Genomic DNA, 25,174 nt, shown 5'->3' on the forward strand with positions numbered 1-25,174 from the left:
TCGTCACTGCCACTTCGAAGCTGGCCTTTTGTTATGGCCTGACTGAGCTTCTATCCAGATCAAGCATCACGGGCTGATGCCGCAAGATCGGCTTCGAGCTTGGGTTGATGCTTGAAAATGGCGTCTATCAGCGCCTGCGCCGGTTGCTCTGTGGCCTCAACCAAAGCCGCCTTCTCAGCACGTGCAGATGGCGCGAACACTCGCTTGACGACGGTCGGCGAGCCCTTGAGACCGCATTTGGAGACGTCCTCGACGCCGGCGTCGTGCGCGCTCCATTTCACGATCGGCGCCCGTGCGGCACGTAAGGCATCCGCCATCGCGCCGCGCCGAATCTGGTTTGTCGCCTCCAGCATGGTGACGAGACAGGGAAGTCTCGTGTGCAGCACCTGGATACCACCTTCCGAACGTCGTTCTGCTTCGATTGTATGTGCGACGAGATCCAGGGATCTAACCTTGGCGACGTAGGTAAGCTGCAGCACACCCAGCCGCTTTGCGATGCCGGGCCCAACCTGCGCGGTATCGCCGTCGATGGTCTGCTTACCCGTGAAGATGAGGTTTACCGGGCCATATTCCTTACCAATCTTCCGGATAGCTGTTGCCAGTGCATACGTCGTGGCAAGGGTGTCGGAGCCCGCAAAGCATCGATCGGTGAGCAGTACGGCGCGATCGGCGCCATAGGTCAGCGCCTTCCTCAAAGAGTCTTCCGCCGACGGCGGGCCCATTGTCAGCACGGTTATTTCGCCGCCGAACCGATCGCGCAGTTCCAGCGCGGCCTCAAGCGCAAAGAGGTCATATGGGTTGATGATGGTCGGCACACCCTGACGCATGATTGTATTAGTAACGGGGTGCACACGGATCTGCGCAGAGTCAGGAACCTGTTTGATGCAGACGACATTGTGCACGGAGTTGCTCCAAAAGTTGCGACAGCTGCGAAGAGGCCAGCAAGTCTCGTACCATCGCGACTCTCCTTGGACTTTGCTCGCTATTACAAAGGCCTGGACCGGGCCGATCGAGCGACCTGGCCCGGTTTTGCGAGGGACGAATACCGACATGCGTCGAGGCCGCGACAGCGCCCTGACGCCGCCGGGCACGTCAGGTAAGTGACGCCAAGATCCTTGCGGTCAAAACCGCTTGATTTCGATTCCGTATTTTCTCAACGCGTAACCAATCTGGCGCGGCGTTAGCCCCAGCAAGCGCGCTGCCTTTGCCTGCACCCATCCAGATTTTTCCATGGCTGCAATGACTCGCTCGCGATCGGCTATCTTCGCGCCGCTTACGAGGACTGTACCGGGAGGAGCAGTCAGCGAGGCCAACTCGCTGCCGCCTGGCGGAGCCGGCGCGGTCGCTTCCGATAGCGGAGCGATCGACTTAGCCAGCACCGGCGTGCTCGGGACCGGTGGCATAATCATCTGCTCCGAGGTGCTTTTCCACAGCATCGCGGAAAGACATTGGCCGTGGCAACAAGCGAAATCATTTCTCACGATTGCTGGCCCAGCGGACAGCGTCGCCGTGCGCTGAATGCAGTTCTCGAGTTCTCGGACATTTCCGGGAAATCCGCAGCTCATCAGCACATCAATCGCGCTCGCCTCCAAGGTCAGCGTACGCCCATTCTCATTGTTGAAGTTCCTGAGAAACTCGCTGGCCAACAGCGGAATATCACTGCGCCGTTCGCGCAGCGGTGGCAGAAGCAAGGGAACGACGCTGATCCGATAGTATAGGTCAGCACGAAACTCGCTCTTTGCCACGGCCTCTTCCAAATTCCTGTTGGTTGCTGCTATGACACGAACATCGACCTTGATGGTCTGGTTGCTGCCGACGCGCTCGAACTCTTGCTCTTGCAGAACTCGCAGCAATTTCGCCTGGAACGGCGCAGAGATCTCGCCGATCTCGTCAAGAAATAGTGTCCCTTTGTCAGCAAGCTCGAAGCGCCCCTTGCGCGAGCTGAACGCGCCGGTGAAGGCACCTTTTTCATGGCCAAACAATTCGGACTCCAGGACCGTCTCAGGCAGCGCCGCGCAATTCAGTTTGACGAAGGGCCGCTTGGCGCGAGATGACGACTCGTGAATGGCTTTGGCTACCAACTCCTTTCCGGTCCCGGATTCACCGCGCAATAGAACTGTGCTATTCGACTTGGCTACAATCGCGATCTTCTCGAGAAGCCCACGGAGCGCCGGGCTGTCGCCAATGATGCCGTGGACCGGGACCTTCTTACGATCCCGTGCAGGTTGCCTAAGCTCAAACAATTGCTTTTGTAGCCGGTCCTTCTCCACCATCAGCCGTTCGCGATCGCAAGCGAACAAGCGATGCAGCTTCACTGTCTGTCCCACCAAGTTGGCGATCATGGCGAGTAGCTGTGTATCGTGATCGAGCCGCAGACTCGACCTGTCGTCCCGGATACGGTCAACTGTCAGCGTACCCACGACCTTGGGGTCGATGCGAATTGGAACCCCGATGAACGACACGGGCGTACCATCCGAGGCGCCCAGCACCTCGAGATCGGCGGCGCTGAATGCCGGATCGGCTGCCACATTTTCGGCGACAAGAGGCCGGTCCGCCGCGACGATTTGCTCGATCGCCTTTCGGGGCAAGCGCAGCCGGTAGCGTTCGTCGCTGCCTTCGCTCCAACCGGCGCCCACGGTGATGTCTGGCATCCCATCATCGTCGAACAGTGAGACGATACCGTGTCGCATCTGCACAAACGATTGCAGAAGATCGAGGACGTTGGCCAATGTGACTTCAAGCCGGCAAGGAGCGTTCAGTATCTTCGATATTTCGAAAATGCCGGTCAGTGCGCTCTCGCGCAACGGCTCGAAGGAGAGCTCGCGCTCCGGCTCCACTTGTGAGGCAGGCCTTTCGCGTGCGGTAGCGATATGCAGCATGAGACGGTCTCCGATGTTTTGATCATCCTCCCTGACGCCTTGTTCTGGTTTGCGAGCTTCGTTCCGCATGTCATTCTCGATCTAGCGCCGAGAGATAACGAGATGACATAGAAACGTAACATCTTTTCGTAACACGACGATAAACTTTCAGTGCGTTTGCTTTTGCGGAATGGGTGACCGACGCCGGCGTGAAACGCACGTTCCACTGCTGCAGCTCACGTCAGCTGCGTTGCCAGACGAGGCCAATCACAGATGTTGCCCACCGTTGATTGGCAGCTCGGCTCCCGTGACGTAGCTCGCAGCATCTGAACACAGGAAGAAGATGACCTTCGCCACCTCTTCTGGCGTTCCCACTCTGCGCAGCGGGATCGTTGGCACAAGACGCGCTTCGGTGTCGGGCGACAACATGTCCGTCCCGATTTCGCCGGGAGCAATCGCGTTCACACGAACGCCGTGCGGCGCATAATCATGGGCCATTTCGCGTGTGAGACTTGCAAGCGCCGCCTTCGACGTCGCATAGGCACTTCCAGCAAACGGATGCACCTTCGATCCGGCGATCGAAGTCACATTGACGATCGATCCCGACCCAGCTCTCAGCTCGTCAAACAAACCCTGCGCCAGCAGGATCGGAGCCACGAGATTGAGGTGGAAGACCCTCATCCAAGTCTCGGTGGATGTCGTCAAGGATGTTAGCCGGTCCCCGCTAGGTGTTTTGGGCGAAACCCCGGCATTATTCACCAGCGTATGCAAAACTCCACCGCTCAGGCGCTTCTTCACCTCGCTTACCGCACGCGGCAGCATTCGATGGTCGCTGAGGTCGATCTCGACATGATCCTCGTTCCCTGATTCCCACGGGCAGCGCTCGCCGTCGAACGGCTGGCGTGCGCAAGAAATGATACGCCAGCCAGCTTCTGAAAACAGCTTGGCAGTAGCGTGACCAATTCCGCGCGATGCTCCGGTTAGCAGCATCGCCTTCCGTTCTCCTCGATGCAAGCCAGCCTTATCGGCATGAAAAGGACAGGTCGAGTGCATCGCCGATGGCGCGCCTGGGATCAGATCATCATTTGGCAGATCGAGACCCACGCCCCACCTCCTCTCCTGTTGCGTGCTCGCGCACTCCAAGCAGGAATTGGGCCACCATAGCCAAGGCAATGCCGCTCTGTCTTTGCGGCCTGGTGTCGCGCACATCGAACGTCTGGCGGGCTCGCGAGGCGTCGCGTTGCCTTTGCGACGACAATGGCGCATCACCGATAAAATGTCAGGAGTCGGCTCTCGTCTGTGTCGCGAGCAAGACAGGTCACGAGGCGTACGCTGAATCCTGAACCGCGCAATCGAAGGCGCTAACCGCGGGCAGAGCTTTCGCAGCGCAAGGATCGGTCCACGGAACTCGGCCCGTCGCCGTAGCTCGAGCGATCCAAAGCTAACGTAATCGTCATCGCACGTCCGATTTTCCTGCGCGTGACTCTAACGTGCAGTTCACCGTCAATGATGGTCAGACTAACCCAATCCGGGCGGTCTGTGGACAAGCATGCTCCCTGGCTGCGCCTGAACACCTTCAGAAGATCGCCGCAGCATGCACGGAAGACGAACCGGCTGAGTGGATCTTTGCCCGGGACGTCCTTCGTCTACAGATCTGCGTTCCGTCGACGATCTCACCCAGATGAAGCCCATTTTTCGCTGACGGGGACAATGCGGCCCGCGAATAACACTTGGGGCATCAGGGCCTAAAGGATCAGGTGCGCGCCAGTGAACTGGACCCGCGGCGCATGACCAATTGAGCCGTTTGTTGCACTTACCGCTCCTGATCCTTATCTTCGCGCTGCCAGAGTCTCGGTCTGCTGCAGGTGCTGTGGCCATGTGGTCAACGCATCAGCGTTGCCCGCCACCGTGTCCACAGCCTTCGCTGGCCTGCATCCGTTCGCGCCAGACCGCCATCGGCGTGCGACAGCCCTGCGCCTGATGAAGGCGACGATCGTTATAGAAGGCGATCCAGCTCGCGACCCCTGCCTTGAGCTCGCGGCAGCCGGCATAGCCTTTGATACAGATGTCCTCGTGCCGGAGCGACCGCCACAACCGCTCGCTCAAGACCTTGTCTATCCAACGACCGCGGCCATCCATGGAGATCTTGCCCCCTGCGTTCGCGCGCCCGTGAGGGCCGGACTGATGAATTGGCTCGCTGATCGGTGTTGAAGATCTCCGAAGTGTCAGCACCTCGTCCAGAGTCGCTCCGCAGAACGAGACGTCGATCGTGATCGACGACCGCCATGCCAGAATCGCGCAGCTTGCTCAGTCGATGATGGCGGCGAGATAAAGAAAGCCACGACCGATGGGCAGATATGTGATGTCGGCCATCCATACCTGGTTTGGCCGTCGATCGTCATGTTGCGCAAAGATAGGAATATGTCTTGTGGCCCAGCACCAGCCCCGTCACAGTGCCGCGATGCCCATCTTCCGCATCAACCGCTGCACGCTCGCGATTGACCTGAAGCCCCTAAACCTTCAGCATCGCGGTCAGTCGCCGCGAGCCCAGGAGCGGCCAGGCGGTGAACAGCTCGTCGAGACGCCGCATGAGGTAAGGTCGTTATCGTTGGCCGGCCGTGGCGGCCGGCAGCCCCCAGAGCGCGCTAGCCAAGCAACGTGCATTGCCGGCGAGTCGACAGCGCCATGTCGGCGCGATCGAGCACTGGCGTGCAGCTTCTCGATCTCGCGTTCGCGAACGTCCTGGCTCTCGCGCCCGCCCCCGCGTCAAGGGGTCAAAGGCCCGGACCGCCTGATCCAGCGGTTGCTTCTTCCAGGCGCAGATCTGGTTTGGGTGAGCCTCATAGCGCTGGGCCAGATCGGCCACCGTCGCCTGCTCCGCACCGCTTCCAGCGCGATCTTTGCGTCAGCAGCGCGTTCCGGCTCGTCTTTCATCACCGGTCGCACCTTTTTGAGCCCGGCAGAGCACTCTTCACGGAGATCGAGTACCGTGGTTGCCATTTAGCTGTTGGCGGGTGGCGTCCTTTGATGGAACTTGGCCGCCAGGAGCTGCTTTGGCAACAATTCTGCGCGCGGAGAAAAAGTGACAGTACTTCTCGATGCAAAGAGCGGCCAACAGATCGATCAGGCGAGCAACGAACTTCATAGTGTCACAAGCTCTTGGGCTGCCTCTTCAATCAAGATTAGCCGGCCCGGATCGCTCAGGTCGAATTCTACCACACGTGGCGCAAACAGGCGCGCATAGCGCGTGAATGCGCTCGTCGGGGGAAAGCGAATTGCAGTGTCGCACCTTGCAAGAAGATACATTTCGATAAGAGCGGAAAAGCCGCCTGCGGTTCCGAGCGCGCCACTATGCAATGGTCCGGCATGAGGCGCCTGGAAACTCTTGGGAATCACGAAGACATCAGGAAATTTCGCCGAAATCTCTTCCAGGACGAGCGCACTGTCCGTGCAAAGGAACACCCTCGCAGGTTTTTTGTGTGGCAACGCTTTGGCCATTTCGACAGCATTACAGACCTGTCGCAGGGCCCGCTCCGGATCGGTCCAATACGGGGTATGCCCCATAATGTCCTCACCGTTGCCATGTCGAACATGCACGCCGATCATGCTGTATGGCTCAAACTGCTCGCGGTAGATCGCATCAATCCGGGCCTGAATCTCAGATCGTGGTTTGATGGTCCGAAAGATTTCTCGTTCTGCTCCTTGATCGCAACGCCACATCAGGCAGGCGTCACATACAACTGTATTAGCTTCACTATCCTGCTGACTTTGAAACAATTGGTCGAGCTCGTCACGTTCCTGGAAAATCTGCTCGTCTGGCCGATAGACGCAGTCGATCGATGGCTTATTCCACCAAGCCGGAAAAAATGGTCCCGGAAACGAGCATTGATTGATCTGGTCGTCGCAAATCACCCGCACACCCGCAATGTCTTGAATTGGTTCGAAGAACACGGGGAAGGCATTGATGAACGGTTGGTCGAGATAACAGGATCCCCGCCAATCGATCACCAGGGTCCGCTCGGTCCGCTGTGCAAAACGCCAGGCTGCCGCCAGCGACCACAGGCAGTCGCCGAATCCGGTACGCCGTCGGGAGACAACGAACCGATCGTTCTTCGAGCTGCCAAGCATCTGCACTACCTCATTCCGCGCTTCGGGTTGGGCTAGAGACGTCCTAAGCGACCCCAAACGCTTTGTCATGTCCGAGGCCACGCTCGGCGATTGAGGCGCTGTCGATGTCCTTTGGTAGAATTTCATCGCAGTGTCTATCCCTGCTGTCGCCCGCACTCGTTCGCACCCGATCCGGTGACGAGAGCGTAAACGGATGTCGGGCGCGACCTAGCGCGTCTGAGGTGATCACGTGACACTGCTTCAATCGATTTTTTCCCGGCGCTGCACTTCATGTCAACGCAGCAAGCGACGCCGAAACAGCGCTGTCGACACGAAGAAGGGAAAGACGGCGTATAGACAAAGCGCCCCGATGTGCAGCGCAACGCCGCCGGCATCGTGCTCAAGCATTACTGGACGAATAAGGTCGACCGAATGCGCCAGCGGCAACAAGGCAGCCAAATTCTGTACCGAGCCGGGCAGTTGGCTGGTCGGGAAGACGACGCCACATAAAAACACCATCGGTGTGAGGAAGAGAGTCTGGTAGAAGATGAAATAATCGTAGGTCGGAGCAAGAGATATGACGACCATGGCTAAGCTGGCGAAGACAACACCCGTGAGAGCAACGGTTGGAATAGCGTAAAAAATCGAAAGCCAAGATGCATAACCAAGCGTGGCGGCGACGATCCCGATCGTTGTTCCGGCCAGAACCGACTTGCTAGCCGCCCACACCAACTCGCCGAGAACGATATCGCCAAGCGTAAGCTGTGTGGATAGAATGGCCTCCCAAGTGCGCTTTGCATCCATGCGCGCGAAAGCCGCATACATTGTTTCGAAGGTAGCGGAAGTCATAGCGCTGGTCGCGACCATGCCCGCCGCTAAAAATGCGATGTACGAAGTCCCCTCAACGCGCCCTACAATCAGCCCAAGACCAAAGCCAAGGCCGAGCAGATTAGTTATGGGATCTGCGAGATTGCCGAGAATAGCGGCAAGAGCGACCTTCCTCCACGCCAGGAAGTTCCGCCGCCACACCGCCATCCAGTTGTAAGCGTTGGCTGGCATCATCGTCGCATAACTTTCGGCCATCGCTCACTTCTCCATCTCGCGTCCGGTCAGGCGCAAAAATACGTCCTCGAGATTTGGCGGTCGCTGCAGAATGCGTAGACCCACACGGCCCCGTAGTTGCACACGGACCTGCTCCGGATATGGCGCATAGCAAAAGAGTGTCTCTCCACTCACCTCGACATGCCGTGCATAGGGCCTTACCAGGTTGCACAGCTCATGTGGATCCCCGCCATAAACTTCAATTACGTTGCAACCAATATGCTCGTCGATCAGCGCGTCCGGTTTGCCTTCGGCGATCTTGCGTCCACTCTCGAGCACACACAAGCGGTCGCATAGGCGCTCGGCTTCTTCCATGAAGTGGGTTGTCAGCAGGATCGTCTTGCCACGCGCCAGCAGAACTCGCAGGCGCTCCCAGATCAGGTGGCGTGCGTGCGGATCCAGGCCAGTCGTCGGCTCGTCCATTACGAGCAGATGCGGGTCATTTATTAGCGCGCGTGCCAAGGTCAATCGCCGCTTCATGCCACCCGACAGTTCTGAGACCCGTGCGTCCGCCTTGGTTTCCAGCCGCGCGAACTCGAGCAGCGATGGTACGATGGCTTCGATCTTGCGGGCGCTCATGCCGAAATAGCGACCGAACACCAGCAGATTCTCGCGTACGGTAAACTCAAGCTCAAGGTTGTCGAACTGTGGTACGACACCGACCCGCATGCGTGCGACACGAGCGCGCGCCGGTACAGGTTCATTGAGTACCATTATCTCGCCTGCGTCCGGCGAGATCATGCCGAGGAGCATACGGGCGATCGTGCTCTTGCCGGCTCCATTTGGCCCGAGTAAACCGAAGCACTCTCCGCGGGCAACCGAGAACGACAGTTCATCGACGATAATTCTTCCGCCAAATGACTTTCTGACGCCGGCGAGGTCGATTGCTACCGTGGACATGCTCATCTTAGGCCGACTGGAGCCGTTTAGCCGGCGGCTGCTTCCTTGCGGCCGGCTTGGTCCAGAGCTGGCCATCACACCACACATGCTCCACGCGCCCCCATCGACAGGCCGCCGCGGCGTCGGGAAAGAACCCACGCCCGTTCAGGTTTGCGCTCGTGTTGCAGAGCAACGGAAGCCCCGTAAGGCGCTCGAATTCAATGAGAAGCTGAGCGGCTTTGTGCGGAGAGCTGCGGGAGATTGTCTGTAGTCGCGCCGAGCCGTCCAGATGGATGACAGCGGGGATTTTGTCACACCATTCCGCCCTGGTCTGATGATCGAACAGCATGTAGGGGTCCGGCGTACCTGGGTTGAATATCTCTGGCGCGCGATCCTCCAAGCAGATCGGCGCCACCGGTCGGAAGTGCTCACGACACTTAATGTCGTTGAGGTGATCCTTCATCGCCGGTGACGTGGGAGCCGCCAGAATACTTCTGCCGCCCAACGCTCGCGGACCCAGCTCGGCGCGCCCGGACAGGAACACTACCGGCTTGTTGTCGGCGAGAATGGCGGCAAGCTCACGCAGACTGCACGGCTCGGCCTCCCATTCCGACAACCCCTCGGTGGCCTGCAGAGCCGGACCGCTGTAAACAGACCATTCCAACGGTCCAAACCCATTTCGCGCCGCCATCGCCGCGCAAGCAACACCTATTGCCGAGCCGCTGTCATTCGGGAAAGGCGGTACCCACACCTCATCGAACAGGCCCGTCGCGCGAAGCGCACTATTCCACTTGATGTTGAGACCGCACCCACCTGCCACACATAGATTTCGCGCGCCTGGAAGAGAGGAGTGCTGTAACAGAACCATCGCGATTTCCCGAACCAGAAGCCGTTCCAGGAACATATGGAACGAGGCAAGGATGTCCTCGGCTCGTCTGCCTGTAAGGCGCAATGCGCTCGCCTCGAAAAACTCGTGCGTAGCCGCAAGTAACGCTTCCGGATTGTGGATGTCCGCGCGGTAGCGACGAGCCTGCTCCGTGTCCGCGGCGAAGCGCTTCTCGTACAGTTCTTGAAAAATTGCGACAGCGTCTTCGTCGACAGAGCCAAGCGCGATATACGCCATCAGCTTACCGGCGATGCCCAAATCCCAGCTGGTGCGGTTCGGCTGCCTGTAAGGCCCGAAGTGAAGGCCGGCGGCAGCATAGGCCTGACCAATCATGGGACACAAGGATCTCACGAGCCGCGCGCCGCGAGGTTCGACATAGTAAAGCCGGGGAAAGATGGAGCCGTCCCATACCAGACAGAACGCGGGTTTTCCGGTGCTGGCAAAGGGGCTGGTGCTATAGGCTGATGCAACGTGGCCCGTGACGTGCGGGTAACTTTTATAGGGAAAGACCTTGTCGCCGAGGATCAGGCCAAAGCCTTCGACGGAATCAAGAAGGCCCTCAGCATGACGCTCGACATATGGTCCTCCTTTCAGCGTGATCGGCACCGCCCCACTAAGGACCTGGAACCGCGACTCGATTTCTCCATCCCAGCCATCGATGACGAACTGATCAATATCTCGCGGATCAAGTCCATGCTCCGCCAACGCACGCACGACTTCATCGAGGTTATCGATGGACTGATAGCGCGGGTTGTTGCCGCGCTTTTCCTGCTCGGTGCAAAAAACGAGCCGCCCGTCCTCGACGAGAGCAATTGCGCCGTCATGTGTTAATTTGATGCCGCAGATGCGCATACGACCCCCTGATCTAATGACCGACAATTGAGTGTTTTAACGACTGCCCCGACTTCCGGAACAGGACGAGCAAGCAATCTTCGTTGACTGACGTGGTTTGGCAGTGCAGGCGCTCCACCTCCGACAGGCTCTCCTTGAAGAGAGAGATCACCGTCTCGGCACCAGCGGCATGACCCCAGTGTCGACAGGTGGCATCACGCGCGGACCCGAACACCAGAGCGCCGTCTGGGGCAAGCATGCTCACCAGGTTACGGACCGCCGCGTGCATCTCGGAAACGTCATTGAGATAGTAGAGAACCTCGGCGACGACGATCAGATCGAACTTCTCTTTGGTCGAAAATTGCTGAATATTGCAGGTTATCCAGTTTATATGTGACCGATGCCCGGTCCGCAGGCGCGCTCGTTCGATCGCCTGCGGCATGACATCGACTACCGTTAGGCGCTGGCAACGCGGTGCAAGCATTTCCGTGAATACCCCGGCTGCGCATCCAACTTCGAGGGCATGCTCGACACCTCCATTGCAAGACGACATCCGGAGCATTTGCGCGTACCGTTCCTGCTCGAACGCACTGCTGTCGAGATGCCATGGATCATCCACAGCGAGCTCGCGTTCCAGCAATTGATGGTTCTTGTACACAGTCATGCGCCGATCCACCTACTTATAACGCGCCCGATCGTTTCCGACCGCAAATGCTCTCCGGCACCGCCAAGCGCGACGGACGGTGAGGAACCGCCGGCTTCGGAATTGTGCCAGACACGCCCCCTGTAGCCACAGGACCTGCTGCACTGTTTGGCACCGACATGACCGCCTGCTCATCTCCTTCAGTTGGCGCGCTCACGATTGTGCGCGACAGCCAATCGCTGTTGCTCAATGTACAGAGGGCATACGCTTTGAGTGGCAGTAAAAGAAAAATGTTTATCGGTGTGTGGAGCGAGAAGCCGAGAAATCGCAATTCCCCCGCCCGAAGTGCAGCTACACTGCACCGGACCATCGTCATCGCCACAATTGTCAAGCCCGTCAACCAGGGTACAGATCCGTCGACTGCAAGCTCTGCAAGCGCAGCCAGTGCCGAAAGGGCGAGTAGCAGTGGGCCGAGATTCTGCCCGACAACGTCCAGTGTGAGGTAGCCATCGAGTTCCGGCAGCAGACGCAATGCGAGAAACGTATCGCGAAAGGTGCTGCGCGCCCAGCGCAGCTGCTGACGCAGATATGGCCCGAGACCGTCGGGGACAAGTGTTGCCGCGATCGCGTCCGGAACATACTCGGTTCGAAACCCCGCCTTGAGCATGAGGATCGTCAAATGGCGATCTTCGCCAAAATCACTCGGCTTGCCGCGAAAGAATTGCGTTTCGTACTGATCAAGCAGCAGGGAAAGAGCGGAGCGACGATACATCGCACATGGACCGCAGCAGCACATGACCGCACCGAAGCGAGCTTGCGCCGCGCGCTCTTCGTTGCACGCCAACCAGTATTCCATGTCGATCAGACTGGTCAGCCATGTGTCGTTGCGATTGCTCGCTACCAACTGGCCCATCGCGGCACCAATGTCGGGGTCCCGCATCTTCGCCGCAAGCTTAGTGACCACGTCAGCGGCCAGTATCGTATCCGAATCGACGTTAAGCACCAAGTCACCGGACGAGCCACGTATTGCGGCGATCTGCGCTTTGCGCTTGCCAACATTCCTGGCAAGCAAGATGATGCTGAAGCGCGCATCGTTGGCATAGATCTTATGTACAGGCCCCACAACGTCGCGATTTGCCGAGCCATCGTCGACCACATAGACCCGCAGCTCTCCTTCGTAGTCTTGCCTGGCAAGCGACTCCAAACACTGGGCGAGCGTGTCCGGCTTCTCGTTGAAGCAAGGCACGATAATATCCACACTTGGCAGAGCCAGCTCGGATTGTCCCAGATCGTTCCGCAACGATGGGGCATTCCCTCGCCGCGCATACAGCGCCTGCGTGCTTTTGTAGATGGTCGAGAGCAGCGCGTAAGACGAAACCGCGACGGCGCTGGTTGTAGCGAGCAGGTCCATAGGGTGCCAGTTGTTGTTCAGTGAAGCTGAGGGAGCGGGCGAATCACGAAGCCGCGGTGTTGTAGTGCTGGGACCAGGTAAGAGACCGCTCTAACCGTCTGATCTCGCCGAGTTGCATCAGCCCAAGGCCCGTCCTCATCAGGAGGATATCCGTCGTGCAGGAGAACAATTGAACCCGGCCGAACGGCTCCGAGCACCGAAGTCACAATTCTGTTCACCCCGGGCTGGGACCAATCTCTCGGATCGACCGACCAGTGCACAGCCGTAAGGCCAGCCTGTGCCGACGTAGCGAGCACCTCTTCGGTCCATTTACCGTAGGGAGCCCGCATGTGCCTGGGCGCGGCCTGCGGACACGCCGAACGAATCGCTTCGCTGGCCATTAGCACCTCACCGCGCACCTCCGCCGACCCACATCTGGACAGATCCGGATGCGTCATCGTGTGGTTCGCCACCTCATGGCCTTGCGCGACCATCCGTCGAATGAGCTCCGGCTGCTCGGCTGCGTAGGCACCGATCACAAAGAACGTCGCTGGCACTCGATGTTGCGTCAACACATCGAGAACCTCTGGCGTGCAGAATGGATTTGGCCCATCGTCAAACGTCAAATAGACAGGGAAGCTTCCGCTCACATCAGCGTAGTCGCAAGGAACGGCAGACACGGGGGGACGTTCTTTCACAGCTCGGGCCCGTTGCGATCGATCATTGCGCCGACGGGCCACTCGCTCATCGCGCTCTGAACCGGGAACACCACCACGATCACCTCTTCGATGCGGATCGGCGACAAATTGGGATAGACATCCGGATGCGTTGAGCGGACGCGAAGGCCTGACATGAGCGTCGCGAGGCCCTGTCTTTGCACCAGTCGGGTAAGATGCTTCTCAAGCGCGGGCCGAACCGTCCCGAAGCCGAACGGGACTCTAAGTTCGTGCAATATGGGATACATCACCCGCAGCGCCTGGCTGATCCCCAGTCCCTCGAGATCCGGCCGCACGGCATACAGTCCCAGTTCGGCCACGAGTAGATCGACCGCACCAATCTTGATGAAGCGGCGCAGTAGTCCGACGTGAGCAGCCACGCCATGGGCGTCCCGACCAATCACGCGCACCTCAGGCCTAGCGCCGGCCCAACTTCTGTTGCCTTCAAATGGCTGCGCATTGAAAGCGCCGGTCGGCCCGTAACTCTTGCGAAAAAATTCGGCGAGCTCGGCATGCTCAGTGAGCTGCAGCTCGTTTTCCCAGCGAATGCTCCAATGAACTTGAGTGCGTGTAGAAGGCGCTTCCGCGGTCGGAGATGCGACAATGTTCATGGCGGGCTTTCCTACGCGAGGCATTTCAAGAGCGGGGTCAGTCACGCAACCTCACTCACCGGACGCAGATCGATCGAGAAATGCGCCGTCGCGTTGTGTTGGATGCCGGTTCTCCTTTGCGCGCCGGCGCCGTAGCAGATCGCTTGGGGTCGCGCCTCTGTGTGCGATCAGCTGATCGCTCCGTTGAGGCTTGTCATTCCGACCGAATGCTGTGCCGAAGGCGTACGGACGGGGCGATTTGAACGTGCAGATGTTATCTGCACCAGGGCGCCCTTCTGCCTCGTCTGTGGCGACCATCGGCGCTTTGCTGCAAGTGACCGGGCCATCGACGCGGTCCACCTTGTTGAGGGAGCGTCTCCATGACACCTGATCAATTTGGTTTTTCTCATGCATCTTCGACACGCCCCGAATGCAATCGACAGTCGAGCGAATGGACTGTCGCCAGAAGTGCTTGGCATCGGCAATTTGCGCCTGCCTCTCTGTCGCGACACTAGGGCGATGCTGATCCGGCCCTCAAGTGTACGCGGGTAAACCGCCGATATGGAAAGGGTTGGAATGCACATACGAAGGTTTACCCAGCGCCTCGCGTTACAACGAATGCGCGGGTTGCGCCGGTCGAGACCGACGCCACTCGTACGCCTTCGTCTTGAATAGCCGGCCCAAGAAGCCGACAGCAGCCGCTCGCGTTCAAGAGGTTGTCCAGAGCCCGCGCACGACCAACAGCCATTGTGGTGTTCAGTCCATTTTCCAAACTGATGTTTGCTATCCAACATCCCACAGTTTGGTAAAATCGATTGTTTCGATAGAATGCATCCAGACGATGGATAGACTCAAAAGATGCGATTCAAAGGACTTGATCTAAACCTACTCGTTGCGCTCGATGCTCTGATGACCGAACGCAACCTCACAGCGGCGGCGCGTAAAATTAATCTGAGCCAGCCCGCTATGAGCGCGGCAATCGCGCGGCTGCGCACCTACTTCGGCGATGAACTTTTCACGATGCGCGGTCGAGAGCTCGTCCCGACACCGGGCGCGGAAGCGCTCGCGGGTCCCGTTCGCGAGGCTCTCTTGCACATTCAAATTTCGATTATTTCACGAGATTCGTTCGACCCTACTCAGTCCAGCCGTCGCTTCAGGGTCATTCTATCCGATTTCATGACAATCGTCTTTTTTCGGCAAATTATGGACCGCATCGCACAGGAAGCCCCGGCTGTGCGCTTTGAATTGCTGCCCTTTTCGGATGAGCCAGACGAGTTGCTCCGCCGGGGCGAGGTCGACTTTCTCATTCTGCCGGAATTATTTATGTCGAGCGCTCATCCCAAGGCGATGCTGTTCGACGAGACTCTCGTATGCGTGGGATGCCGCACGAACAAGCAGCTGACACGCCAGCTGACCTTCGAAAAATACCTTTCGATGGGTCACGTTACGGCCAAATTCGGACGGGCCCTGAGACCCAACCTGGAAGAATGGTTTTTGCTTGAACACGGCCTGAAGAGACGGATCGAGGTGGTTGTGCAAGGCTTTAGCCTTATTCCACCCATAATATTGGACACCCGCCGTATCGGCACGATGCCTTTGCGACTCGCCAGGCACTTCGAAAAACGTATGCCCGTGCGGATTGTCGAACCACCCTTGCCTCTGCCTACATTCACCGAAGCATTGCAATGGCCTGCGTTTCACAACACCGACCCAGCGAGTGTTTGGATGAGACGGATATTGTTGGAAGAGGCGTCCAACCTCGCATCTGGGCATCTCGAGACATCTACTCGCAGGCGATGTTAAGCTTAGCATAAGGCGATTCCGGCCGCTTCTCGGGTACGGGCGGCACACATTGATTCTCTGCCGAAGCTTTCCAGTTCTCGACGCGCGGTGTTGCAGGCGTCTGACGTTAGATGCCGACTCGCTAAGAGGGCTTGGCAGGCCGTGCGCGTAATAATGTTCCGGTTAGGTTGGGATCCCCGCGATACTGGTCGACGGCGGTCCAGCATTAGGCGGGTACATAAGCCTTGTTGGTGAGCAAATGTCCGGCACGCCAATTATTCGCTTGAATCCCACGCTGCGTGAGGTTGTAGGCTGCGCGCCTTGGCTGACGCTGCGGTAAGCGGCGGTCGACCGGGCGCACAGCCGAACTCACGGCTTTGGCGGAACACCTGGACTGGTGCCAATAGTTAACGACCGGGTCTTGTTACGAGGCACGCAGGAGCGGCGAGCCTATTAGCTTCGGGCTTGTAACGGTTTCCGGCCTCTGATGTCCGCCAACGGCTGAACTGTCCTTCGTTGCGATGATTGCGCGGCCTTCCTCTCGCGATCGCAAGGTGGGACGAAACTGATTCGGACAAGCCGGTGAGACCACCTCAGACGTAGCCGCGGCCGGTCGTTTGTACACCGCAAGCACGTTTGCGCCGGACAAGAAGATATGCGTTTCAAAGGACTGGATCTAAACCTTCTCGTCGCGCTCGATGCTCTAATGACCGAGCGCAGCCTGACTGCGGCTGCACGTAAGATCAACCTTAGCCAGCCCGCTATGAGTGCAGCCGTCGCCCGACTTCGCTCCTTTTTTGGTGACGAGTTGTTTGCAATGAGAGGACGGGCACTTGTCCTGACCCCGCGTGCAGAGGCACTCGCCGCTTCGGTTCGTGAGGCGCTGATGCACATTCAGCACTCGATTATCGCGCGGGAGGCCTTCGACCCCGGTCGGTCGAACCGGCGGTTCAGGATCTGCCTGTCAGATTTCATAACCGTCGTATTCTTCCGCCACGTCGTGGAGCGCGTCGCGCGAGAAGCACCCAATGTCAGATTCGAGTTGGTGACGCTCACCGATGAGCACGATGAGCTACTTCGGCGCGGCGAGGTCGATTTTGTCATCCTGCCGGAACTATTCATGTCCGGTACGCACCCCAGAGCGGCCTTGTTCGAGGAGAGCCTCGTTTGCGTGGGCTGCCACACAAATAGTCACCTACTGAGGCGGTTGACATTTGATCGGTATATGTCGATGGGCCACGTTGCGGTCAAGCTCGGAGGCACGAGCTTCGTCGAGGATTCCTTGTTACTCAATCTCGGCCTCAATCGGCGCATCGACATTCTTGTACAGAGCTTCAGCATGATCCCACCCCTGCTGGTGGGCACAGGCCGCATAGGGACCATTCCACTAAGGCTCGCGAAGCATTTTCAAAGAACCGCACCGCTTCGGATTGCCACGCTTCCGCAGCCATTGCCCACCTTCACCGAGGCAGTCCAATGGCCAGTCCTGAACAACAGCGATCCAGAATGCATCTGGCTGAGAGAGATATTGCTGCAGGAGGCCGCTCGCATAGCAACTGCGCATGAAGAGGCACTCAACATTAGCAATCCGGAGCAACCAAACGATGCCGGCGGCTTCGCACGATCGGCCTCGCCGTTAGCGTAAAGGAGGTTGGCAAAGGTGAACGAACCCGGCACCCGGACCGTGTCCCAACGCGTGCAATTTTGGATCGCCTCGCTCGAACTCGTTGGCTCTCGCTAAAGCTCCTTATAGCTGGCGAACGTCACAAGCGCGCGCCGCCGTCTTTCCCGCACCGGCGACCGGCTCGAAATAAAGCGGTTGCTCGAGCATTGGCCCGGCCTTGAGAGACAGAGAGGTCGCTACGTGCTCGCGCCAAAGCTACGTTGGCGCATTGAAGCCCGGCTTCGCGGCCGCGCCGCTCACGAGACGCCAGAATCGGCTCGGCGGCTAATCGCATCAACACGGCGAATCGGTCGCGGCGCTCGCAGTGAGCAGGGCGGTGCGGCATCGTCCGAGACCCAGCACCCCGACAGCGAACGCCGTGCCGATTGATTGTGCACATGAATATTGGACGACTCGCTCCGTCCAAGCAAGGCACCGCACGTGCCTGTTGCTCCGTCGCATCACCCTAGAGCGCATCGCATCTTCGTCTCTCTGCGCCGCGGGTCTGACTTCTTTTGGCCCCACCTCGGCCCAACGTCTTGACGAGGTGCGCTATGCCGACGCAATGACGAACAAGGAGCCGTACGTTGGAGCAACACAGTGGAGTATTCGATCCCGAAGAGCTTTCTTTCTTAGGAAGCCTTTTTGACAGGACAGTCTTCGCGCTACCGCCATCAATGCGAACTCCGGACAATCGAACGGCGATCGCGAAACTTATCCTGGAGCGTACAGCGGCCGGGCAATACCCAGCTGGCATGCTTAACGAACCTGTTGATCACCCTTTCCCCTCAGGGTTGATCGCGCGCCGTTCTAGGGATAGTCACCACTCCTGCGCTGGAATGGAAGACGATCCAGCTAGAGCTTTGAAATGGCTTGAATCCAACGTGACGTCAGGTTGTAGGCTTTGAAATTGAACAACATGAGCAAAGCTACACCAAGACGGCGTCGATGGCGCATTGGCGAACTTGCGGAAGCGACCGGAGTGACGGTACGCACGCTGCATCATTATGAACACACCGGCCTGTTAGCCGCTTCAGAGCGCACGGACGGCGGCCATCGTATGTACGACCGCGAAAGCGTCCAGCGGGTTCACCAGATCCGGGCGTTACGTGAGCTTGGCTTCTCCCTTTACGAGATCCGTAAAGCCATGGAGGGAACGACTTCGCTGATCGACCTATTGCGCAAACATTTGGAGCGTATAGAGCTTCAAGTTGCTCGAGCAACGCTGTTGCGAGATCGATTGCGCAACATGACGACCGACAGTGACGTTCAGGTTAGTGTGGATGAGCTACCTGCCACCTTGAACGCCATGTCGCGCGTTGAGACGCGGAGCCAAACATCCCGATGCACATGCAAGTTGGCTGCAGAACGCGAGGAGCGATGGCGACGCATTCGGGACGACCTGCGCGATTGTATGGATAGAGGCGAACATCCTTGCGGCGAGCGCGCGAAAGCCGTCGCGATTGCCGCGCGCCTACTGATCGGCGAAATCGCTGGAGCGGATTCTCGGGTTTCGACGATCCTGAAGGTCCTCGCACGCCTAAGTGCCCCACGCAGTTTGGCTGGTTGGGATCCCTGCCTCATGCAATATCTCGATCTTGCCCTCACCGGCCTGGAGGACCAGCCATACTGAGATCAGAATGCGGCTTCGGACGGCTTGACCAGTCCGCTTGGCCGGCTCGATCGTCATGGCGGTTCGGCGTGATCCGCGGGCTTTGATGCCCGGCGGCAGCTTTCCCAATCACCGGTCAGATTTTGTGGAAGGCTCTCGGCAATCCGCTGCTTTCTCTCCGAAGCTCCCGTTCATGGGGTCTTGAATCGCACGTAACGTCAAATTGTAGGCTCCGCCATGGTCGTCGCCCGAGCTGGCGCATGCTTCGCTTGGCGATCCTTCGATCTGCGGGCCCGTGCTGGTCGCAGACAGTTTGGCTTAGATCGAGGTGAGCACTAGGAGTTCAGCAGTGTTGAATAGGCGTTACACTCGAGCTGCAAGTGCAGCCTTCCTCTTCTGTGCCCTCGCGTCGACCGCGTGGGCTTCGGACGTTCATATTGCCGTGGCTGGCCCAATGAGCGGAAGCAGCGCGGCGTTCGGCGCGCAGATGCGCAACGGCGCCGCTGCGGCTGTCGAGGCATTGAACGCCTCGGGCCTCCTTCCCAACACCAAGGTGCTACTGAGTGTCGCTGACGACGCCTGCGACCCAAAGCAAGCGGTCGCCGTTGCAAATAAGCTCACAATGGCTCAGGTGCGCCTGGTCGTCGGCCATTTTTGCTCGTCCTCGTCCATCCCAGCCTCCGACGTCTATGCCGAAGCAGGTATCATCCAAGTGTCACCTGGCTCGACAAATCCTCAGCTAACAGAACGCGGCATCCCGACCGTATTTCGGATCTGCGGCCGCGACGACCAGCAGGGTGCCGTTGCGGCTGAGTACATTCACCGAAACTACCATAACGACAAGATCGCAGTACTCGACGACAAGAGCACCGCCGGCAAGGGTATTGCCGATGCGGTGGAGGCACAGCTTCAGAGATTCGGCAAACGCGTCACTCGGCAGAGCTATATCGCCGGTGAAAAGGATTATACGGCGCTGATCTCTAGATTGAAAAAGGACGGGGTACGCCTCGCCTATATCGGCGGCTATCACACCGAGATTGGGCTGATCATCCGTCAGGCATCGGAAGCAGAGGCCGGCCTTACCGTCATGGCCAACGACCCGTTGATGACCTCCGAATTCTGGGGCATCACCAGCAGCGCGGGAAACGGTACGCTATTTACCTTCATGCCCGACGTGGCGACGAATGCCAATGCGGCCGACGCCGTGGCCAAACTCAAGGCTTCCGAACTGTCGTCCGAAGGCTACACACTTTACGCCTATGCCGCAGTGCAGGCGTGGGCAGAGGCGGTGAAGCGGGCTGGTTCCCTCAATGCTGCGCGGGTCGCAACCGAACTCCGTTCACTTCCGATCGAGACTGTCGTTGGTCCGGTCAGGTTCGATACCAAGGGAGACAATGCAGCCCCAGGCTTTGTAGTTTACCGCTGGCTTGACGGGCGTGTTGAAGCGCTGGACCAGAATTGATCGACGCGATCACAGCCTTTCTCCCTCAACTAGCCACCGACACAGATGATGAAACGACATCAAGACCTTTCTGCCGTTATACTCGCGAGCTCTCTTGTGCTCGCGGCTTTCGGGGCGCTTATCGCCCTCGCTGCAGCGCTTGCAGAATTACCAGACGTCGACGTAGAGGAGGAGCTACGTCCGATGTTAGACAAATAGCATCCCGATGAAGGCCAGCTCTTGCGACGCTTCACTGCCAAACATCCGCAACAGTCTGATTGGCAATGCTACGCAGGTCCGGCCGTTGCCGCTCATGCGACCGCAGCTATGACGACCAAACCATCGGGGCAATCTCTCTGTCGACCACGCTTGCTGACAAATGCAACTGTACTTCGCAACTTCCGGCGACCTCACATTGCGCGCAAGGCGATTGGGATCCAATTGCTGTTTCCTTGCCAACAACATTTTCTACGTTGACCGGCAGTCGGCACGTCGGGCATGGCGCCTCGACAAAGAGGCAGGGTTACAACATTGAGATTGAGATTGTTGTCGAATGACTTCGATCAGCCGTCCTATCGGCCTGCCCACCTTCGACGTTGCTCTACTTTAAGGCGCAGCCGCCGATCCATTTGGCATGAAAGATGGAAAGCTCCATCTGACATCGCGGATACTCGGAATCTCTACTGCGGTTTCGAGCCACGCTTCGTAAGGGCGCCTACGACAGATGATGTCACATTGCATATTGCCGGCACTTCGAGTGCAAATGCTGTGCAAAACGGAACGGACAGATGAAACGACCGGGATTCACAGAAGAGCAAATTATCGCGATACTGAAGGAGCATGGGGCTGGTGCGAAACCGGCTGATCTAGCTCACAGACACAAGATCTCTGAAGCGGCGATCTACGACTGGAAGGCCAAGTTCGGTGGCATGGACGTTTCAGCCGCTAAGCGGTTGAACGCCCTGGAAGAGGAGAACGCGAAGCTAAAGAAGCTTCTGGTCGAGCACATGCTCGGCGTGGATGCACTTCGCGAACTCCTATCAAAGTAGTCGCTACCAATTTGCAGGCTCTCACGCCGTTGCACGGCGCAAGCCCAGAGCGCTAGCTCCCGCAGAATTGCCAGATCGGCCAAGTGATGCACGCCACCTCTTTGAGGCCGACGGCACAAAGCAACCAGGACGCCTATTCCAGAATCGGAGATGATCGAGTGAGAAGCGGCCTTCCCTCAAGACTGACATGCGCGATCTTTGACCACTTGGACGACGACGGCCGCGATATCGCGCGACAGTATGAAGATCGTCTCAAGTTGGCGGAGGCGTGTGATTCTCTGGGCTTTTACGCTTATCACCTGGCGGAGCACCACTGCACCCCGCATGGCAGAGGGCCGTCGCCGAACCTGTTTCTAGCAAGTCTTGCGCAGCGCACCCGAAGGCTTCGCTTTGGTCCCCTTGTTCTGTTGCTCAACCTCTATCATCCATTGCGCGCGTTCGAAGAGATCTGCATGCTCGATCAGCTGAGCGGCGGTCGGCTCGAACTCGGTATCGGTCGCGGCTCCCAGCCGATCGAATGGGGTTATTTCGGAATCAGCGCAGACGCGGCGCCAAGCCGCTATTTGGAGGCCCGCGAAATCTTAAATGTTGCGCTGAAGGACGATACGTTATCCTACCGAGGAAGCCATTTTGAGCTGAACCGTGTACCCCTAACTTTGAGGCCTCATCAGCGCCCTTATCCACCTACCTGGATCGCCAGCAATCGGACCGAATCGGCGGAATGGGCCGCCGCAAATGGTGCAAATCTGGCGTGTGTCGGTCCCGCCGCTTCTGTACGAAGCATTACGAATGCTTTTCGTTGCCGTCGAGCGCGCCGCACAGTCGCGAACGATCGAGAGCCATTCCTAGGGTTGGCTCGTATGATCGTGATTGCGAGATCTGACGGAGACGCTCATGAGGCTGCCGAAGCCGCTTATAGACAATGGCTGGACAGCTTTAAGTTCCTTTACGAGTTGAATGCCACTCCGACACCGCCGACCCTGCCTCTGTCGTTCGATGCAGCGCTGGAGAGCCAATTGTGCGTCGTCGGAACGCCAGCTTCCGCCCGGCAGCGGCTTCTTAACCAGATGGAAGAGGCAGGTACCAACTACCTACTCTGCCAGCTAGCATTCGGGAACCTTCCGCTCGACATTTCACTATACACCGCGAGCACGATCAAAGCCGAAATCATCGATAGCTTTGGCTGACATACCTTTGGCTGACTTGTTCAACTTCGCTACTCGGGATGCCCGGCCGCTTCTTGGCATGCCGTACGCGCCGATTGGCGTATGATCAAGGCGTTCTTTCTTGCTCGACGGGAGATCCCAAACCCATAAAGGATATAGGCGCGACCTCAGGCATCACTTTTCCGGCCGCGCAGCCGATGTCGTCGGCGGCGACATGATCAGCTTGAACAGTTGGTATGACAAAGTGGCTCAATCCGAATGCGGGCTCGTTTTATGCGTCGTCCAGAGCACGTCGAGGATCATCGCGCGCGCTATCCGGGGACTGGATGCATCCCATCAAAACTTTCGATTTTACGGATTTCGGCCAAATGCACCATAGTCGCTCACCGATTTCCGGCAAGCACCTTTGACGAAGCTCGTGTGACCATGGATCCCCTTTGCTTTCAGCCAAGTCGCAGGTCGGCTCACGCCTTTCGCGCCAACAACGAGATCCGTCAACCTTTGAAACCGTGCCACCAGCGGCCTAGCTTCGGCCGGATGGCCCGCCGAAACGTATGGCCTTCATTCGAAGTCGCCGACAGCAATTTCGGCATCCTTAGGGTGGCCCGGAAGATCAGGTGCTTTGCACGCGCATTGGCCAGGTTCAATGCGTGCGCCGCATAGAAGCCGGGCAGCCGAACTGCCTCTTGCGCCGACCTCGGCAAGGCTTGTCGGCCTGACCAGGTGGACAACGCCGTTATTTCCACGATGTTGCGATTCCCATGCGATGCGACTTCAGGTATCCGATCTCCTCGGACACGAGAAGGACGTGCTGGTGTCAGCGGCGCCTATCGACGTCGATTCCGGCGACGCGAAAGGCTATGCGGCAGCACTAGCCGTCCACTTACGCCCTTTGATCGCGGGGTTCTCATGCCGCCCATCCGCTCCACGCTGTTTGGTGGGCTCGGCCTATGCCAACGGCGTTCCAGCGAGGTCCCCCAGCTTGGAGTGCGCCGGCTCGATAGCTCAATCGAGGACGGGCCTTCTACCACGCAGCGCACAGCGCTCTATAGCGTCCATACCTCCTTCCGGTCTTTCTGCGGTGCCTGACTGTCCCTTCCTTCGGTTGCACATACGCGAGTTACCTTGTGCTACGGCAATTCGGTCACGCACCGCATCGGCTGCCTCGCAAACCGGAACGCACACAAAACCTACACGTCAATCTCGCTTAATTAGTCTGGAGAAACACTGTGGAACTTGACCCTTCGAATTCACGCATGCAGGACCTTGAGGATCGCATCGACCTACAGCTCGACATCGTGGCAACTCTCGTACGCGAAGGAAGCAACGAACTCGAGGCAATCCAGCTGCTCAACGCACTCACGAACGAAATGATATCAGCGGAACTGGAGCTCGGCCGGCTCGGCGATACGAGCACCGGTGACCATCCCGGCGGCGGGCGAGCAGCGCGAATGAGACGGGATCCTGGCGTCTACAATCCAGAAGAGCTTCAAATCTTGGGGCGCCTTCTCGATCAGGCAGTGGCCGCCTTACCGCCCGCACTGCGCACTCCGGCCAACCAGATGCGGATTGCCAGATTGATTCTGGCACGTGCGGCGGGCTGAGAGCCGTTTTGATCTTCTCAGATTGACGGGCTTCATCGCTGGGCTGACCGTGGCTGTGCACTCCTACCCACGGATAAGGCCGCTCGAGACCCCGGCTCACCGCTACGTGAGTGAGCCGCTCCACGTGCTGATCATTTCGCTCCAAGGAGCGAGACATCTCATCCGATTTCCGTTGGTGTGCACCCCAAACGCTTGATCATGGAAGCTTACACGCTCGCAATTTACTCCAAGGCAGATAGGGAGAAGCACGATCCGACATATTCGGGCGCGACACCGCACGGTTGGCCGCGCCTTCCGATATTCGTGTCTTGACAGAAACGCTGCCCCTGATCCCAGCCGCTGTGTTCTAACGTTGCGCGCCGCCTGATATTTCGTTGCCAGAACGAGCTCCAGGCAGATCAACGCAATTGCGCGATCTCTTGTCCCATTTCTTTGGTGCGACCCACCCGAAGCAGCATCGCATCGCAAACGTGGGGCGTGCGAAGGAGCTGGCGGATGCGACCAGGTCGTTGACGCATGTCGGGAAGCACACGAACGATTGTCGAGAATGAGCCACACCGCTGGACGCGACATAACCAGCGCATGCGACATCCCCCCGAACACTTCTTAGCCTTGAAATCCGGAAGGTGGCGAACGGCCCGCTCCGTAGCACGGCTTCAGTGCGACTGACGCTTGGGAGTGTGGGTGCGGCGAAGGACCAACGCCAGGCAACAAGATGCGCGGGCGCAACGACGCAAATGTCAACGCAGGTCGCTCAGGCAACTCAGAATCGTTCGACTTACGCTCGCACTTCGACATTCGGTCATCCGGACTTCAACAAGCGGCATTATAAAGTACGCTGTAGCGCCGCGAGCAG

Annotated in this window: 18 protein-coding genes and 1 pseudogene; 7 read left to right on the forward strand and 12 right to left on the reverse strand. The window is 58.4% G+C overall.

The window, feature by feature from the left end; all coding sequences use genetic code 11:
* Positions 1 to 59: 59 nt before the first annotated feature.
* The 12 genes from ACVMB0_RS37310 to ACVMB0_RS37365 form a co-directional block, all read right to left on the reverse strand.
* Positions 60 to 902 (reverse strand): electron transfer flavoprotein subunit beta/FixA family protein, encoded by an 843-nt coding sequence (locus tag ACVMB0_RS37310; protein ID WP_461349428.1) that lies wholly within the window; start codon positions 900 to 902, stop codon positions 60 to 62.
* A gap of 219 nt (positions 903 to 1,121) precedes the next feature.
* Positions 1,122 to 2,948 carry a nif-specific transcriptional activator NifA gene (nifA, locus tag ACVMB0_RS37315; RefSeq protein WP_461349429.1) on the reverse strand — a complete coding sequence of 609 codons (1,827 nt, stop codon included), beginning with the start codon at positions 2,946 to 2,948 and terminating at the stop codon, positions 1,122 to 1,124.
* A gap of 177 nt (positions 2,949 to 3,125) precedes the next feature.
* A complete protein-coding gene (locus ACVMB0_RS37320) occupies positions 3,126 to 3,962 on the reverse strand; it encodes an SDR family NAD(P)-dependent oxidoreductase (protein ID WP_461349430.1) in 837 nt (278 codons plus the stop codon).
* A gap of 786 nt (positions 3,963 to 4,748) precedes the next feature.
* Positions 4,749 to 4,997 carry an integrase core domain-containing protein gene (locus ACVMB0_RS37325; protein ID WP_461349431.1) on the reverse strand — a complete coding sequence of 83 codons (249 nt, stop codon included), beginning with the start codon at positions 4,995 to 4,997 and terminating at the stop codon, positions 4,749 to 4,751.
* 1,002 nt (positions 4,998 to 5,999) lie between these two features.
* On the reverse strand, positions 6,000 to 7,112 hold the full coding sequence (locus tag ACVMB0_RS37330) for a nodulation protein NodZ (protein ID WP_461349432.1): 1,113 nt from the start codon (positions 7,110 to 7,112) through the stop codon (positions 6,000 to 6,002).
* 147 nt (positions 7,113 to 7,259) lie between these two features.
* Complete coding sequence (locus ACVMB0_RS37335; protein ID WP_461349433.1) at positions 7,260 to 8,048, reverse strand: ABC transporter permease; 789 nt, start codon at positions 8,046 to 8,048, stop codon at positions 7,260 to 7,262.
* Positions 8,049 to 8,051: 3 nt separating this feature from the next.
* Positions 8,052 to 8,972, reverse strand: a complete 921-nt coding sequence (gene nodI, locus ACVMB0_RS37340; RefSeq protein WP_456709295.1) for a nodulation factor ABC transporter ATP-binding protein NodI — start codon at positions 8,970 to 8,972, stop codon at positions 8,052 to 8,054.
* A 1-nt stretch (position 8,973) separates the two neighbouring features.
* Entirely contained in the window at positions 8,974 to 10,683 is a 1,710-nt protein-coding gene (gene nodU / locus ACVMB0_RS37345) for a nodulation protein NodU (RefSeq protein ID WP_461349434.1), read from the reverse strand.
* Between the two features lie 13 nt (positions 10,684 to 10,696).
* On the reverse strand, positions 10,697 to 11,326 hold the full coding sequence (gene nodS, locus ACVMB0_RS37350) for a nodulation methyltransferase NodS (RefSeq protein WP_461349435.1): 630 nt from the start codon (positions 11,324 to 11,326) through the stop codon (positions 10,697 to 10,699).
* A 16-nt stretch (positions 11,327 to 11,342) separates the two neighbouring features.
* Positions 11,343 to 12,716 carry a chitooligosaccharide synthase NodC gene (gene nodC, locus ACVMB0_RS37355; RefSeq protein WP_461349436.1) on the reverse strand — a complete coding sequence of 458 codons (1,374 nt, stop codon included), beginning with the start codon at positions 12,714 to 12,716 and terminating at the stop codon, positions 11,343 to 11,345.
* A 17-nt stretch (positions 12,717 to 12,733) separates the two neighbouring features.
* Positions 12,734 to 13,393 (reverse strand): chitooligosaccharide deacetylase NodB, encoded by a 660-nt coding sequence (nodB, locus tag ACVMB0_RS37360; protein WP_461349437.1) that lies wholly within the window; start codon positions 13,391 to 13,393, stop codon positions 12,734 to 12,736.
* Positions 13,390 to 14,022 (reverse strand): NodA family N-acyltransferase, encoded by a 633-nt coding sequence (locus tag ACVMB0_RS37365; RefSeq protein ID WP_461349438.1) that lies wholly within the window; start codon positions 14,020 to 14,022, stop codon positions 13,390 to 13,392. The genes nodB and ACVMB0_RS37365 overlap by 4 nt, the downstream gene beginning before the upstream one ends.
* An 837-nt stretch (positions 14,023 to 14,859) precedes the next feature.
* Here ACVMB0_RS37365 and nodD1 point away from each other — a divergent pair.
* The 7 genes and pseudogenes from nodD1 to ACVMB0_RS37400 all read left to right on the forward strand — a co-directional run bounded on the left by nodD1 (position 14,860) and on the right by ACVMB0_RS37400 (position 24,318).
* Positions 14,860 to 15,804, forward strand: a complete 945-nt coding sequence (gene nodD1, locus ACVMB0_RS37370) for a transcriptional regulator NodD1 (RefSeq protein WP_461349439.1) — start codon at positions 14,860 to 14,862, stop codon at positions 15,802 to 15,804.
* A gap of 634 nt (positions 15,805 to 16,438) precedes the next feature.
* Positions 16,439 to 17,428: a LysR family transcriptional regulator gene (locus tag ACVMB0_RS37375; protein ID WP_461349440.1), complete on the forward strand. Its 990-nt coding sequence runs from the start codon at positions 16,439 to 16,441 to the stop codon at positions 17,426 to 17,428.
* Between the two features lie 937 nt (positions 17,429 to 18,365).
* Positions 18,366 to 19,079 (forward strand): MerR family transcriptional regulator, encoded by a 714-nt coding sequence (locus ACVMB0_RS37380; protein WP_461349441.1) that lies wholly within the window; start codon positions 18,366 to 18,368, stop codon positions 19,077 to 19,079.
* A gap of 433 nt (positions 19,080 to 19,512) precedes the next feature.
* On the forward strand, positions 19,513 to 20,520 hold the full coding sequence (locus tag ACVMB0_RS37385; RefSeq protein WP_461349442.1) for a branched-chain amino acid ABC transporter substrate-binding protein: 1,008 nt from the start codon (positions 19,513 to 19,515) through the stop codon (positions 20,518 to 20,520).
* A 767-nt stretch (positions 20,521 to 21,287) separates the two neighbouring features.
* Positions 21,288 to 21,545: pseudogene (locus tag ACVMB0_RS37390) on the forward strand (transposase); the annotation flags it as partial.
* Positions 21,546 to 21,706: 161 nt separating this feature from the next.
* Complete coding sequence (locus ACVMB0_RS37395) at positions 21,707 to 22,735, forward strand: LLM class flavin-dependent oxidoreductase (protein WP_461349782.1); 1,029 nt, start codon at positions 21,707 to 21,709, stop codon at positions 22,733 to 22,735.
* A 1,235-nt stretch (positions 22,736 to 23,970) separates the two neighbouring features.
* Positions 23,971 to 24,318, forward strand: coding sequence for a NolY (locus tag ACVMB0_RS37400; protein WP_461349443.1), 348 nt, complete (start codon positions 23,971 to 23,973; stop codon positions 24,316 to 24,318).
* Positions 24,319 to 25,174 lie beyond the last annotated feature (856 nt).

This window comes from Bradyrhizobium sp. USDA 4451 (genome assembly GCF_054822585.1).